Source organism: Frankia sp. CcI156, assembly GCF_001983015.1.
Taxonomy (GTDB): domain Bacteria; phylum Actinomycetota; class Actinomycetes; order Frankiales; family Frankiaceae; genus Frankia; species Frankia casuarinae.
This window is the reverse complement of sequence record NZ_MOMD01000022.1, coordinates 1-14,104: the sequence shown is the minus strand read 5'-3', so window position 1 is coordinate 14,104 and position 14,104 is coordinate 1. Positions and strand designations below refer to the sequence as shown.

Sequence of the window (14,104 nt, the reverse complement as noted above, 5' to 3'; positions counted from 1 at the left end):
TCCGGCGGGTGACGTCGGTCGCCGAGGTGATGTCGGAGGTGCCGTCTAGCGTGACCGGTATGTCAATGTTGCCGCCGGCGCCGTTCGGGCGCGTGATCACAGCGATGGTCACGCCGTTCCGGGCGGACGGCGGTCTCGATGAGGCGGGTGCCGCGCAGCTCGCGAGCCGTCTGGTGGACGCCGGCAACGACGGGCTCGTGGTCAACGGCACCACCGGGGAGTCTCCGACGACCACCGACGAGGAGAAGGACCGCCTGGTGCGGGTCGTCGTCGAGGCCGTGGGAAGCCGTGCCCGCGTGATCTCCGGTGTCGGGACGAGTGACACCGCGCACAGCGTGGAACTGGCGCGGGCCGCCGAAGCCGCGGGCGCGCACGGCCTGCTCGTCGTGACGCCCTACTACAACAAGCCACCGCAGGCCGGGTTGCTGCGGCATTTCGTCACCGTCGCCGAGGCGACCGGGCTACCGGTCGTCGTCTACGACATCCCCGGCCGGACCGGGGTTCCGGTGGCGTCGGAGACTTTGGTGCGGTTGGCCGAACACCCGCGTATCGTCGCGGTCAAGGACGCTAAGGACGATCTGCCCGCATCCTCCTGGGTGCTGGCGCGGACCGGTCTGGCGTATTACTCCGGCACCGACGCGCTCAATCTGCCGTTGCTGTCCATCGGGGCATGCGGAGTCATCAGTGTTGTCGGGCACGTGGCCGCACCCGCGATCCGTGCCATGATCGAGGCCTTCGGGGCCGGTGAGGTGGGTCGGGCGATCGCGCTGCATCAGGGCTTGCTGCCCGCGTACGAAGGAATGTTCCGCACCCAGGGCGTGATCCTGGCCAAGGCCGCGCTGCGGCTGGCCGGGCTGCCCGCGGGGCCGGTCCGGCCACCGTTGGTGGACGCCACTCCCGCCGAGGTCGCGCGGCTGCGGGCGGACCTCGCCGAGGCGCTCCTCGACGCCGCCGGGCCGCCGGGCGCGCCTGGCGGCGTCGAGGCCGGGGGGCGGGGCGCGCCGGCCGGCGCCTCGTCCGGGTCCGGGTCGTCCGGGTCCGGGTCGTCCGTCGGGCTGGCCGTCGCCGCGGCGGGTGAGGTCTCATGAGCCATCCGCATCCCGACCTCGGCCCGCCGCCGCCGCTGCGCGCGGACGGCCTTCGGATCATCCCGCTCGGTGGGGTTGGGGAGATCGGTCGCAACATGACCGTCTTCGAACACGCCGGCCGGCTGCTGATCGTGGACTGCGGGGTGTTGTTCCCGGAGGACGTCCAGCCGGGGATCGACCTGATCCTGCCCGACTTCACCGCCATCCGGGATCGCCTCGACGACATCGAGGCGGTGATCCTCACCCACGCACACGAGGATCACATCGGGGCGGTGCCCTACCTGCTGCGGGAACGGCGTGACATCCYGCTGATCGGCACCCGGCTCACCCTGGCGCTGATGAACGCGAAGCTCGCCGAGCACCGCGTCAAGGCGGTCACTCAGGAGATCCGGGAGGAGGAGCGGCACGCCTTCGGGCCGTTCGAGTGCGAGTTCTTCGCGGTCAACCACTCCATCCCGGACGCCGTGGCMGTGGCCATCCGCACCGAGGCCGGGCTCGTCCTGCACACCGGCGACTTCAAGATGGACCAGCTGCCGCTCGACGGCCGGCTGACCGACCTGGGGGGCTTCGCGCGGCTCGGCCGCGAGGGTGTGGACCTGCTGCTGTCCGACTCGACCAACGCCGAGGTGCCCGGGTTCGTCACCTCCGAGCGGGAGATCGCCCCGGTGCTCGACGGAGTCTTCCGCGAGGCGACCCGCCGGATCATCATCGCCTGCTTCGCCAGCCATGTGCACCGGGTGCAGCAGGTGCTCGACGCGGCCGAGGAGCACGGCCGGTCGGTCTGCTTCGTGGGCAGGTCGATGGTCCGCAACATGGGAGTGGCCCGCGACCTCGGGTTGCTGCGGGTGCCACCGGGTCTGATCGTCGACGCCCGGGACGTGGACGCGCTGCCGGACCGCAACATCTGCCTGATCTCCACGGGCTCCCAGGGGGAGCCGCTCTCGGCCCTGTCCCGGATGGCCAACCGGGATCACCAGATCCGCATCCAGGCCGGCGACACGGTCGTGCTCGCTTCCAGCCTCATCCCCGGCAACGAGAACGCGGTGTTCCGGGTGATCAACGGGCTGACCCGCTACGGCGCCAAGGTCGTTCACAAGGGCGTGGCGAAGGTGCACACCTCGGGTCACGCCCCGGCGGGCGAGTTGCTCTACGTTCTGAACGCCACCAGGCCGTCCAACGTCATGCCGGTCCACGGCGAATGGCGGCACCTGCGGGCCCATGCCAAGCTCRCCGAGGCGACCGGGGTGCCCCCGGACCACGTAGTGCTCGCCGAGGACGRCATGGTCATCGACCTGCTTGACGGCCGGGCGCGGATCACCGGCGTTGTTCCCTGCGGCTATGTCTACGTTGACGGCGCCGCGGTCGGGGACGTCGGTGAGCCGAGCCTGAAGGACCGCCGGATCCTCGGCGAGGAGGGTTTCATCACGATCACCGTCGTGGTGGACGCCGCGGCGGGCAAGGTCGTCGTCGGCCCGGATCTCTCCGCCCGCGGCTTCTCCGATGCGCCGGGCGCCTTCGACTCCGTCTCCAAACTGGTCAGCGACGGGCTGGTGGACGCGATGCGCACCGGGATGAACGATCTGACGGCCCTGCAGCAGCTCGTGCGGCGTACGGTCGGTCGCTGGGTCAACGAGAACTACCRGCGCCGTCCGATGATCGTTCCGGTGGTTCTCGAGGTCTGAGGCGTTGCGGCGCGCCCGGTTCGTCGGGGTTGCCAGTACTCGGGCACGCTCGTGTGTACCGTTTCGACGGTGGCCACACGGACCAGTGGCGCGCGGACGCGTGCGCAGACGGAGACGGCCACGTCCCGGCCGAGGGGCGGTGGTGGGCGTCAAGGCACCTCGCGGGGTGAAGGTACCTCGCGAGGCGGCGGTCAGGGCGGCAAGGCACGCGCATCGACGGCGGCTGGCCGGTCGGGCGGCTCTGGCCGGTCGGGCAGCTCCCGCGCGGCCGGCCGCGGTAGGACACCGGCCCGTCCACCGGCGCGGGCGAGTCGCCCCCCGCTGTCGCTGCTGATCGGCCAGACAGTCGTCAAGAGCGTCTACCGGCTGTGGATGGGCGCGGCGACGGCGCTGGGCACCGTGCTGCGCCGGGCCGGTCGGGGCGCCCGTGAGCTGCACATCGATCCAGGGCACCGGCGTGACGGGCTCGGCCTGACCGCGTTCGGCGGGGCGATCCTGGCCGGCGCCTCGGTGTGGTTCTCCGCCGCCGGGCCGCTGGGGAGGTATGTGGCCGCGATCCTGGAGCTGCTGGTCGGCGCCGGCGCCTGGGTACTGCCGCTGTTCGGCCTGGGCGCCGCGTGGCGGCTGGTCCGGTCCCCGACCGATCCGGATAGCCGGGGCCGGGTGGTGATCGGGTGGACGGCGGTCGCCGTCGKTCTGCTCGGCATGGTGCACATCGCCCGTGGCCTGCCCGACTTCTCGGACGGCGTCGCCCGGATGCGGGCGGCCGGTGGCGTCGTCGGGCTGCTCGGTGGCCTCCCGCTGGCGAGCGCGGTGACGCCGTACGTCGCCGTTCCGCTGTTGCTGCTGCTGACGTTCTTCGGCGTTCTCGTCATCACGGCGACCCCTGTCCGCCAGGTGCCCGAGCGGCTCGGTGAACTCGTTGATCGGCTCACCATCGGGGTGCGCGGTCCCGCCCGGGATGCCGGCGAGTACGACGCGGACGCGGACTTCCGCGACGACCCCGAGGACGATTCGGAGCTGTCCGACGGCCTGCTCGCAGCCGGGGCGGCCGGGGCGGGTAGGGGTCGGCGTCGGCGTGGTGGTCGGGCGACCCCGCCTGGGGGAACGTCCCCGGGTGATGGCGATGCCGCCGATGCCGCCGATGCCGCCGATGCCGCCGGGCCGCCCGCCGGGCCGCCCGCCGGGGATCTCGCCCTCGACCTGTTCGGCGAGCTCGCCGGCCCGGAGGCGGACACCGGCTACGTGACCACGGCCCCCGACCCGGGCGGTGCGGCCGCCGGTGGCGGGGAACCGGTAGCGGGGGCCGCACCGCCCGGGTCGCAGCGCAGGGCCCGGGCCCGGACAGCCCGGGTGACCGCGGGTGCGGCGGACACCGCGACCGGCGTCCCCGGTCCGGGTTCCGCGGACTTCGGCGGCGAGATCGAGCATCTGGTCCCCCCGACCGACGGTGACTACCGGCTGCCGTCGCCGACCCTGCTGCGTTCCGGTACGCCGCCCAAGGTCCGCTCGGCCGCGACCGACGGGGTGATTGCCTCGCTGACCGACGTGTTCGCCCAGTTCAAAGTGGACGCCCAGGTCACCGGCTTCACCCGGGGACCGACGGTGACCCGCTACGAGGTCGAGCTCGGTGCCGCGGTCAAGGTCGAGCGGATCATCCAGCTCACGAAGAACATCGCGTACGCGGTGAAGAGCCCGGACGTGCGGATCATCAGTCCGATCCCGGGCAAGAGCGCGGTCGGTATCGAGATTCCCAACACCGACCKGGAGTTGGTGTCGCTCGGCGACGTCCTGCGCAGCGGGGAGGCGATCGGTAACCCGCATCCGCTAGTTGTCGGTCTCGGCAAGGACATCGAGGGCGGCTACGTGCTCGCCAACCTGGCCAAGATGCCGCACATCCTCATMGCCGGGGCGACCGGAGCCGGCAAGTCGACGTGTATCAACACCCTCATCACCTCGGTGCTGGCCCGGGCCACCCCTGACCAGGTGCGCATGGTGCTGGTGGACCCCAAGCGGGTCGAGCTGACGAACTATCAGKGTATTCCCCATCTGATCACGCCGATCATCACGAATCCCAAAAAGGCGGCCGATGCGCTGCAATGGGTCGTGAAGGAGATGGAGAACCGGTACGAGGACCTGGCCGCGTGCGGGGTGCGTCACGTCGACGACTTCAACCGCAAAGTGCGCAACGGCGAGATCGCCGCCCCGCCGGGATCCGAACGTGTCTACGTGCCCTACCCCTACATCCTGGCCATCGTCGACGAGCTCGCCGACCTGATGATGGTGGCGCCGCGCGACGTCGAGGACGCCATCTGCCGGATCACCGCCATGGCCCGGGCGGTGGGCATCCACCTGGTGCTCGCCACCCAGCGGCCCTCCGTCGACGTGGTGACCGGTCTGATCAAGGCGAACGTGCCGTCCCGGCTCGCCTTCGCGACGGCGTCGTTGGCGGACAGCCGGACGATCCTCGACCAGGCCGGCGCGGAGAAGCTCGTCGGCCTGGGGGACGCGCTCTTCCTGCCGATGGGAGCGGGTAAACCCGCCCGTATCCAGGGTGCCTTCGTTTCCGAGGACGAGATCGCGGCCATCGTCGACCACACGAAGGAACAGGCGCCGGCGGCGTTCCGGGAGGACGTGTTCGACGCCGGCGGCGAGGCCAGGAAGGAGATCGACGAGGAGATCGGAGACGATCTGCAGCTCTTCCTGCAGGCCGTCGAGCTCGTGGTGAGCACGCAGTTCGGCTCCACCTCGATGTTGCAGCGCAAGCTGCGGGTCGGGTTCGCGAAGGCCGGGCGGCTGATGGACCTGATGGAGAGCCGGGGCATCGTCGGCGCAAGTGAGGGATCGAAGGCGCGTGACGTGCTGGTCATGCCGGACGAGTTGGAGGGTTTGCTCACAACCCTGCGTAACGGATGAGGAAGCCTCCGGTGGAATGTCCCCGCTTTCAGCGCCGGGGGACGCACCGTAAACTGAAGGCCTCGCGCCCACGGTAGGCKGAAAAGACGGTTGCGGAGGTTCGCTCATGCAGTCCGCGGACGATCCGCAGCCGCGGGACAGCGTCGGGTCCATCCTGGCCGCGGCGCGGCGTGACCGCGGTCTCACGGTCTCCCAGGTCAGCGAGCGCACCCGGGTCAGGGCGGGTCTGATCGATCAGATCGAGCGGGACGACTTCTCGCAGTGCGGCGGCACGGTGTATGCCCGCGGGCATCTGCGCAGCATCGCCACCACCCTCGGGCTCGATCCCGGGCGGGTGCTGGCGGCTTACGACGCCTCGCACGAGCACCACACCGGCCCATTGATGATTATCCCCTCGRCCGAGTTCGATCCGCTGCGCGGGGGGTCCCGCCGGCGGCGCGGCGGGTTCCGGTGGGGTCCGGCAATGATCGTTTCGCTKGTCGTGGTGTGCGTCATCGCGGCTCTCGCGTTGCTGCTGCCAGGTTCCTCCGGTTCCTCGGACGACAGGGCCGCGCCGGGGCCGGGCGGGGCCGTGGGGCTCACTCCGACCGTGAGCGTCCCGCCGGTCTCGACGAGCCCGGCCGCTCCCAGCGTGACCACGCCCGCGCCGACAGGGGTGAACGTCGTCCTGACGGTACGCGACGCGCAGAGCTGGCTGGAGGTGCGCGACGACGCCGAGCATGTCCTGCTCTCCCAGCTCCTGCAGTCCGGCGACAGCCGGACGGTGACGGCGTCGGGGGCCCTGCACATCAGGGTGGGCAATGCCGGTGCGGTCGATGTGTCGTGCAACGGCAGGAGCCTCGGGGCGCCGGGCGGGCTCGGGCAGGTCGTGACGATCCGGGTGAGCGCCGCAGCCTCCGGCGCCTGCGAGGTCGGCGACGAACAGCGTAGCGGTCTCGTGGCCGCGCCACCGCCCGCGCCGGTCCCGGTAGCCTGACCTGGTGTCCACACGCCTCCATCGCCGGGTAGCTCTGATCACGCTCGGTTGTTCCCGGAACGAGGTGGATTCGGAGGAGCTGGCCGCCCGGCTCGGCGCGGACGGGTGGGAGCTCGTCTCCGACGCCGCCGACGCCGACGCCGTGCTCGTCAACACCTGCGGATTCGTCGACGCGGCGAAGAAGGACTCCATCGACGCCCTGCTTGCGGCGGACGGCCTGCGGGCCGGTGGCGGTCCGTCCGGTCCCGCGGACGGCGCCGGCCCGGGTCCGCGCGCGGTGGTGGCCGTGGGCTGCCTGGCCGAGCGTTACGGAACCGAGCTCGCCGAGAGCCTGCCCGAGGCGGACGCGGTCCTCGGATTCGATGCCTATCCGAACATCGCCACGCACCTCGCGGCCGTGCTGGCCGGTACCCCGGTGCCCGCGCACTCCCCGCGTGACCGGCGGACGATGCTGCCGATCACCCCGGTGGACCGGGCCGCCCCCGCTCTCCCGCCGGCCGCGGTGTCCACCGGAGCCGTTCCGCTGCGCCGGCGGTTGACGRCCGGGCCGGTCGCCGTCCTGAAGATCTCCAGCGGGTGTGACCGGCGCTGCGCCTTCTGCGCGATCCCGTCGTTCCGCGGCTCCCACGTCTCGCGGTCACCCGACGACGTGCTCGCCGAGGCCGAATGGCTGGCCGGTCAGGGTGCCCGCGAGCTGGTCCTGGTCAGCGAGAACTCCACCTCCTACGGCAAGGACCTCGGGGATCTGCGCGCGCTGGAGAAGCTGCTGCCGCAACTCGCGGCGGTGTCGGGCATCGTCCGGGTGCGCACGGTCTACCTGCAGCCCGCCGAGATGCGTCCGTCGCTGCTCGAGGTGCTGCTGACCACTCCGGGCCTCGCGCCCTATCTCGATCTGTCCTTCCAGCACGCGAGCCCGCCGGTGCTGCGCCGGATGCGCCGCTTCGGTGGCAGTGGGCACTTCCTCGACCTGCTCGCCCGCGCCCGCGCGCTGGCGCCCGAGCTGGGGGCGCGATCCAACGTCATCGTCGGGTTCCCGGGGGAGACCCCCGAGGATGTCGACATCCTCGCGGAGTTCCTCGAGGCCGCCGAGCTCGACGCCGTCGGCGTGTTCGGCTACTCCGACGAGGAGGGTACCGAGGCCGCCGGGCTGACAGACAAGATCCCCGATGAGCTGATCGAGCGCCGCCGGGTACGCGTCACCGACCTCGTCGAGCAGCTGACCGCCGCCCGGGCGGACGCGCGGATCGGCTCCCGGGTACAGGTCCTGGTGGAGGAGGTCGCCGGTGGTCTGGCCACCGGCTGCGCCGCCCACCAGCAGGCGGAGGTCGACGGCGGGTGCGTCGTGCGACTGTCCCCGGGCGGCGCGGCGGATGACGGGCCGGAGCGCCTCGGGGTGGGGGATCTCGTCGGGGTGGGGGATCTCGTCGAGGCCCGGGTGGTCGCCACCGAGGGTGTCGATCTGATCGCGGAGTTCATCGCGGTGCTCGATCGGGCCCGTCCCACGGCTGCGGTCGCGCGGCCGACGCCGGACCGGGCGGCGGCCCTCGTGGGCCGGGGCGTCGCGGATGGGACGTGACGGCGTCGGGCGCCGACGCCAGGGGGAGCGCGGCGAAGGGCCGTCGCCGCTCCCCGCGGAGCCCGTTTCTGCCCCGGTGGTCCCCGCGGCCCCGGTGGTCAACGTCGCCAACCTGCTGACGATCACGCGGCTGGTGTTGGTGCCGGTCTTCGTGGTCTTCCTGTTCGCCGGGCCCGACGGTCACACCTGGCGGTACGCCGCCTTCGGCGCCTATGCGGTGGCCGCGATGACCGACCAGATCGACGGCTCCATCGCCCGCCGCTGGCACCTCGTCACCGACTTCGGCATCCTGGTCGATCCGATCGCCGACAAGGCGCTGACCGGTGCCGCGTTGATCTCGCTGTCCGTGCTCGGCGAGCTGCCCTGGCCGGTCACCGCACTGATCCTCCTGCGGGAGGTCGGTGTCACCCTCCTGCGCTTGTGGGTGATCCGCTTCGGGGTGATCGCGGCGAGCCGTGGGGGCAAGGCCAAGACCCTGCTGCTGAACGTCGCGATCGGTCTCTACGTGCTTCCGCTGGCGGGCGTTGCCGCCACGAGCCGGGCCGTGATTCTCGCGGCCGGCGTGGTGGTCGCCATGGTCACCGGGATCGATTACRTCTGTCGAGCTCTCACGCTGCGGCGGCGGGCCTCGCGGGATTCCGGCGGTGTCACCCCGCCGAGGGGCGCACCATCCACCGGCCTCTCGCCCGGCACCGGCCCCTCGGTGCGCCACCGGATGGCGGGGCCGGCCGGGTCCGACCCGTCGACGGCGGCCGGACCGACCATCAGGAAGACGGAGGGGCGGACCGATGCGCGCTGAGCTGCTGGCGGTGGGGGACGAACTTCTCTACGGCGACATCGTCAACGGCAACGCGGCCTGGTTGGGTCGGCAGCTGGCCGACGTCGGAGTGACCGTCACGACGTCAACGGTCGTCGGTGACGACATCGACATGATCGCCACGGCGATCCGGGTGGCACTGGACCGGGCTGACGTCGTCATCATGACCGGAGGGCTCGGTCCCACCCAGGACGACCTGACCCGCGAGGGCATCGCCGCCGCGGCCGGCGTCGGCCTGCGCCGGGACGACTTCCTGGAGTCGATGCTGCGGCGACGGTTCCGGGACATGGGCCGCGGTGACGGTGGCCGGCGCGTGCCCCAGATGAACTACCGGCAGGCGGACCTGCCCGAGGGGGCACAACCGCTGCCGAACGGCACCGGAACAGCCCCGGGGATACGGATGGAGATCGGGACTGGCGTCGTCTACGCGATGCCCGGTGTGCCGTTCGAGATGAACGGCATGTTCACCGCCAGCGTGCTGCCCGACATCCTGCGCCGGGCCGGGCAGCCCGCGGTGGTCGTCCACCGGGTGCTGCGCACGGCGGGCATGTGGGAGTCGGCCGTCGCCGAGGCCCTCGCGGACGAGGTCGACCGGCTTGCCCGGATCGGCAATCCGCGCATCGCGTTCCTGGCCAGCGGTGGCCAGACCCGGGTGCGTATCACGGCCCGGGCCCGGGATCGGGCCGAGGCCGAGATGCTGATCGCACCGGTGGAGACCGCGGCCCGGACCGCACTGGGCGCCGGGGTGTACGGCGGTGYGGACGACTCCCTCGAAGGCGTGGTCCTGGGGCTGCTCGTCCAGCGGTCGGCGACGCTGGCCGTCGCGGAGTCCATCACCGGGGGGCTGCTCGCCGGGCGGCTGACCGACGTCCCCGGTGCGAGCGCCGCGTTCCGTGGCGGCATCGTCTCCTACGCCACGGAGGTCAAGGCGTCGGCGCTCGGTGTCGACGAGGGGCTGTTGGCCGCCGAGGGCGCGGTGTCGTCGAGGACGGCCGCCGCGATGGCGGCGGGGGTCCGGTCCCGGCTGGGCGCCACCTACGGGTTGGCCACCACGGGAGTCGCGGGCCCGCAGCCGCAGGAGGACAAACCGGTCGGAACGCTGCATATCGGCCTGGCCGGACCGGACGGCACCGTCACCCGGTCGGTACGGCTGCCCGGGGACCGGCCGCGCATCCGCACCTACGCGGTGGTGTCCGCGCTGGACCTGGTGCGTCGGATGCTCGCCGGGCTGCCGAACAGCGAGATGACCACAACCGGAGACGGCGCACCCTGATGCGCGAGACCAATCACCGGATCTGAGGTGCTTACACAGTTACAGTCCCGTCAACGAGGGCCCGATGGTCGCGGCGGTGGGTATACGGTGAACGCATCCCGCGGACGAAGGAGGAGGCTCGATGGTCCTGCTCCGACGCATGCTCGGCGAGGCGTTGCGCCGCCGCCGTCAGGATCAGCACCGCACGCTTCGGGAGGTGTCGTCGGCGGCACGGGTGTCGCTCGGCTACCTCTCGGAAGTCGAGCGTGGGCAGAAGGAGGCCAGCTCCGAGTTGCTCGCCGCCATCTGTGACGCACTGGGAGTACGGCTCGCGGACCTGCTGCGCGAGGTGAGTGAGGATCTCGAACTCGCCGAACTGGCGGTCGCCGCGCGGGTCGGCGCGCCCACCGTGGTGGTTCCCGCCCGCGCCGCGGTCGTCGACCGGGCGGCCTGAGTTGCGCGTCCGGCGTCTTCCGGTGTCCTGCCACGTCGGCTGTCCCGTTCACGTTCGGGGTCTGCTCCGTTCATGACGTGCGCTCCGTTCGTGATGTAGGTCCCGATGAGGTAGGTCTCGATGTGTGTCTCGTTCGCGATGTCGGGCTGTGCTGGACGTCGGGCTGTGCTGGACGTCGGGGCGTTCTGGACGTCGGGTGTTCTGGTCGCATACGGATCTMTTCACGGGGCACGCCGCAGGGAGCAGATGTCTCCGGCGTGAGAGAGGTCGAGTATGAGTGCCATCCGCAGCCCGCTGTCCGACGGGGCACGAAGTGTCACCGGTGAGGCCCTCCAGGGCACGTTGATCGACCTGATCGACCTGTCCCTGTCCGCCAAGCAGCTGCACTGGAACGTCACCGGGCGCACCTTCCGTAGTGTGCATCGCCAACTCGACGAGGTTGTCGATCTGGCGCGTCGTTACGCGGACGCCACCGCCGAACGTGCCGTCGCGATCGGGGTCAACCCGGACGGTCAGTCCTCGACGGTCGCCCGAAGCACCCACCTGCCGGGAGTGGAGGTGGGGTACATCCCGGATGAGAAGGTGATCCGGCAGACAACCGAGGTCCTCGCCGGGGTGGTCACGAGGATGCGTACCCGCATGGACGCGACCGAGAAGGCCGACCCGGTCACCCAGAACCTGATCATCGAGATCGTCCACGACCTGGAGGAGCAGCACTGGATGTTCCAGGCGATGGTGTGAGTCCCGCGCCGGTGGCGGTTTGCCCTCCCCGAAAGGGCCCTCCCCCGAAAAGGGTTGTCTGGTGGCGGGTGGCGGGTGGCGGACCCCTCCGCGACTATCCCGAGATAGTTCTCGTGGCGCAGGTTGGTGCCGATCGTCGTTCCCGGGCGGACTCCCGGGCATGGCCCGCAGGGAAAGAAGATCACGTGAATACCCCCGCGTGGCCGGAGGACGACGACGGCTGGTCGGAGTGCCGGCTGGTCCAGGTGTGCAAGAGCTGCAACGGATTGGGCGAGCTGCTGGTGGTCTTCGCCACCATGCGCGGCGGCTTTGTGCCGGCCTGCCGGACGTGTCTGGTCTGCGCGGGACGCGGCCGCACGGCGCTGCAGCCGCCCGTCTGAGTCCGCCGCGGGGTAACCGCCGCGGCTCCGGCGTGCGACGATCGATGTATGGCGAATGTCGTCCGCAAGATCTACCGCTATCTGTCGGCCTCGGCGAACCGGAAGTTCGACGAGAAGGCCGACCCGCGGGTGCAGATYGACCAGGCCATCATGGAGGCMCGGCAGCAGCACGAGGCGCTGGTCCAGCAGGCGGCGCTCGTCGTGGGTAACCAGCGTCAGCTGGAGATGCGCATGGCACGCCAGGTGGACGAGGTCGCGAACCTCACCGAGTCCGCCCGGTCCTCGTTGCTGCTGGCTGACAACGCGCGAGCGGCCGGTGACCTGGTCACCGCGGCCGGGTACGAGGAGACGGCCCAGGCATTCGCCAGCCAGCTGGTCTCGGCGGAAGCATCGCTGGAGGACCTGAAGAACCTGCACCGCCAGGCCGCCGCGTCCGCCCAGCAGGCCCGAACCGCGGTCGAGGACAACACCGTGCGGATGCAACGCCATCTCGCCGAGCGTGCCCGCCTGCTGACACAGATCGAGCACGCCGCCATGCAGGAGCAGATGACCAAGGCGATGGAGGGGATGTCCTCGCTCGCCCCGGCGGGGGACACGCCCACCCTCGGGGAGATCCGCGACAAGGTCGAGCAGCGCTACGCGGTCGCTCTTGGGCGTCACGAGCTCGCCTCCCAGGGGATGGAGGCGCGGATGATCGAGGTGCGGCGCGCGACCATGGACGCCCGGGCCTCCTCCCGCCTCGCCGAGTTGCGCGGTGACATGGCGGCCGGGGGCCAGCTTCCCGCTGGCGCGGGCGGTTCCGCCRCATCGCCCGATTCCGCGGCGTCGCCTGGTTCCGCGGCGTCGCCTGGTTCCGCGGCCAAGCCCACCGGCGGTGGGACGCCGTGAGTCGGATGGCGGACCGGCCGTGACCGGCTGGCCGGGTTGGGACGGGGCGCCGGGCGGGGCACTGCGGCCGGCGTTGCCGGACTGGGTGCGTGCCGATGTCGAACGCCGGTCGTTGCTGCGGACCGAACGGCGCGCCGGGCGTGGCGTCCGGTGGGCGCGTCGTCGGGCGGCGGTGACCGCCTTCGGATGGATCGCCGTGGCCTCGGTGACGCCGGTCGCCGCCGTCGTGGACGGTTGGGGTTGGCTGGTCGTGGGCGCTGCGGCGATCATCAGGGCGGGTCTCGCGGGCTGGGAGACGGCCGTGATCCGGCGGGAGGACCGCGGGTTCGCCCTGCCGAGCGCTCCCGCTCCGCCTCCCTGGGCGTTGCGGCACTCGGCGGCCGCCGAGCCGTTGCGCCGTGGCGAGGCGGGTCTGGCGGCGCTCGTCGCGATGGCCCGGACGCTTGCTCCCGGCGCCGCCCGCGGCCCGGTGCGGGCGGCCGTGGCCGGCGCCGCCGATCTGGTGGACGGGCTGCGGGTCACCGCCATGCGGGTCGTCGCGTGTGAAAGGGCGGCCCGAGCGGTGACGTATCCCGCTCGACGAGCCGAGATCCTGGCGACGAGGAAGGACCTGGTGGCCGAAATGTCGGCGTCGGTGGCCACTCTGGACGACCTGCTGGCAGCGGCCAGCGAGGTCGTGGGCACGGTGGTCGCGTCTTCGCCGGACCTGGCCCGACTGACCCAGCAGATCGAGGCTCTGCGTGGCTACGCTGCCGCACTGCGTGAACTTTCCGGTTGATCGCGGATGTCGACGGTGATCCCGGGTGTCGGTTGCCAGCGAAGATTTCAGTTGCGATGCGGCAGGTGCCGGGTGAGGTGGCGGTCAGCCACAGCCAGATGTGGTCAAACGGCTCGTTGGCGACGAYGGAGGYGCCGGACCACGCGGTGGTCTCGGTCCAGTGAACATCTCGTGCAGGGCGGCCGGGGCGATGTTCTGGTCGGCATCCCAGCACAGGTCCACGTTGTCAGTGATCGTGCCGGTCTGCTCGCCGGTCGACACGATACCGATCATGGGAATGAACCCGCAGAGCTGGCTGCTTTCCGCCCGGAGATGGGTGTCCTGACGGGCGAAGGCGACACTGCGGGCCTGGCCCCGCCAGTGCAGCGGGACCACGAGCGTACCGCCGGGGGCGAGTTGGTCGAACCAGGCCGGGGGCAGGTCCCACGGCCCGACTTATCCGGATTTTGATCTTGCTGCCACGGCTGGGCGCCGTGGCTGACTGGAACGCGAGGAGGTCGCCTGTGGTCACCTCGTTCAGGCTGCCACCGGTATGGATCACGATCGCGGTCAGGAC

Annotated in this window: 13 protein-coding genes; 12 read left to right on the top strand and 1 reads right to left on the bottom strand. The window is 71.4% G+C overall.

Translation table 11 applies throughout. The annotated features are described in order from the left end of the window. The first annotated feature begins 29 nt into the window (after window positions 1-29). From dapA to CcI156_RS09990, 12 genes are all read left to right on the top strand, one after another. Entirely contained in the window at window positions 30-1,088 is a 1,059-nt protein-coding gene (gene dapA, locus CcI156_RS10045; RefSeq protein WP_011437920.1) for a 4-hydroxy-tetrahydrodipicolinate synthase, read from the top strand. Further along, window positions 1,085-2,770, top strand: coding sequence for a ribonuclease J (locus CcI156_RS10040; RefSeq protein ID WP_076805407.1), 1,686 nt, complete (start codon window positions 1,085-1,087; stop codon window positions 2,768-2,770). Before dapA ends, CcI156_RS10040 begins: the two co-directional genes overlap by 4 nt. Window positions 2,771-3,142: 372 nt before the next feature. After that, on the top strand, window positions 3,143-5,686 hold the full coding sequence (locus tag CcI156_RS10035; RefSeq protein WP_254847360.1) for a DNA translocase FtsK: 2,544 nt from the start codon (window positions 3,143-3,145) through the stop codon (window positions 5,684-5,686). Between the two features lie 106 nt (window positions 5,687-5,792). Further along, complete coding sequence (locus CcI156_RS10030; protein ID WP_076805406.1) at window positions 5,793-6,662, top strand: helix-turn-helix domain-containing protein; 870 nt, start codon at window positions 5,793-5,795, stop codon at window positions 6,660-6,662. A 4-nt stretch (window positions 6,663-6,666) separates the two neighbouring features. Beyond that, entirely contained in the window at window positions 6,667-8,238 is a 1,572-nt protein-coding gene (locus CcI156_RS10025; protein ID WP_076805405.1) for a MiaB/RimO family radical SAM methylthiotransferase, read from the top strand. Next, window positions 8,228-9,037, top strand: a complete 810-nt coding sequence (locus CcI156_RS10020; RefSeq protein WP_083718421.1) for a CDP-alcohol phosphatidyltransferase family protein — start codon at window positions 8,228-8,230, stop codon at window positions 9,035-9,037. Before CcI156_RS10025 ends, CcI156_RS10020 begins: the two co-directional genes overlap by 11 nt. Further along, window positions 9,027-10,328, top strand: coding sequence for a competence/damage-inducible protein A (locus tag CcI156_RS10015; protein ID WP_076805403.1), 1,302 nt, complete (start codon window positions 9,027-9,029; stop codon window positions 10,326-10,328). The genes CcI156_RS10020 and CcI156_RS10015 overlap by 11 nt, the downstream gene beginning before the upstream one ends. A 121-nt stretch (window positions 10,329-10,449) precedes the next feature. After that, complete coding sequence (locus CcI156_RS10010; RefSeq protein WP_011437913.1) at window positions 10,450-10,761, top strand: helix-turn-helix domain-containing protein; 312 nt, start codon at window positions 10,450-10,452, stop codon at window positions 10,759-10,761. Between the two features lie 273 nt (window positions 10,762-11,034). Further along, complete coding sequence (locus CcI156_RS10005; RefSeq protein WP_011437912.1) at window positions 11,035-11,502, top strand: Dps family protein; 468 nt, start codon at window positions 11,035-11,037, stop codon at window positions 11,500-11,502. A gap of 185 nt (window positions 11,503-11,687) precedes the next feature. Further along, window positions 11,688-11,882, top strand: coding sequence for a hypothetical protein (locus CcI156_RS10000; protein ID WP_023840200.1), 195 nt, complete (start codon window positions 11,688-11,690; stop codon window positions 11,880-11,882). Window positions 11,883-11,930: 48 nt separating this feature from the next. After that, the gene (locus CcI156_RS09995) at window positions 11,931-12,770 is read left to right on the top strand and encodes a PspA/IM30 family protein (protein WP_076805402.1); all 840 of its coding nucleotides are present in this window, start codon (window positions 11,931-11,933) and stop codon (window positions 12,768-12,770) included. A 19-nt stretch (window positions 12,771-12,789) separates the two neighbouring features. Next, window positions 12,790-13,548: a hypothetical protein gene (locus CcI156_RS09990; protein WP_011437910.1), complete on the top strand. Its 759-nt coding sequence runs from the start codon at window positions 12,790-12,792 to the stop codon at window positions 13,546-13,548. A gap of 84 nt (window positions 13,549-13,632) precedes the next feature. Here the strand turns inward: CcI156_RS09990 and CcI156_RS09985 are convergent, their stop codons facing one another. Next, window positions 13,633-13,968, bottom strand: a complete 336-nt coding sequence (locus CcI156_RS09985; protein ID WP_148214940.1) for a hypothetical protein — start codon at window positions 13,966-13,968, stop codon at window positions 13,633-13,635. Between the last annotated feature and the right edge of the window lie 136 nt (window positions 13,969-14,104).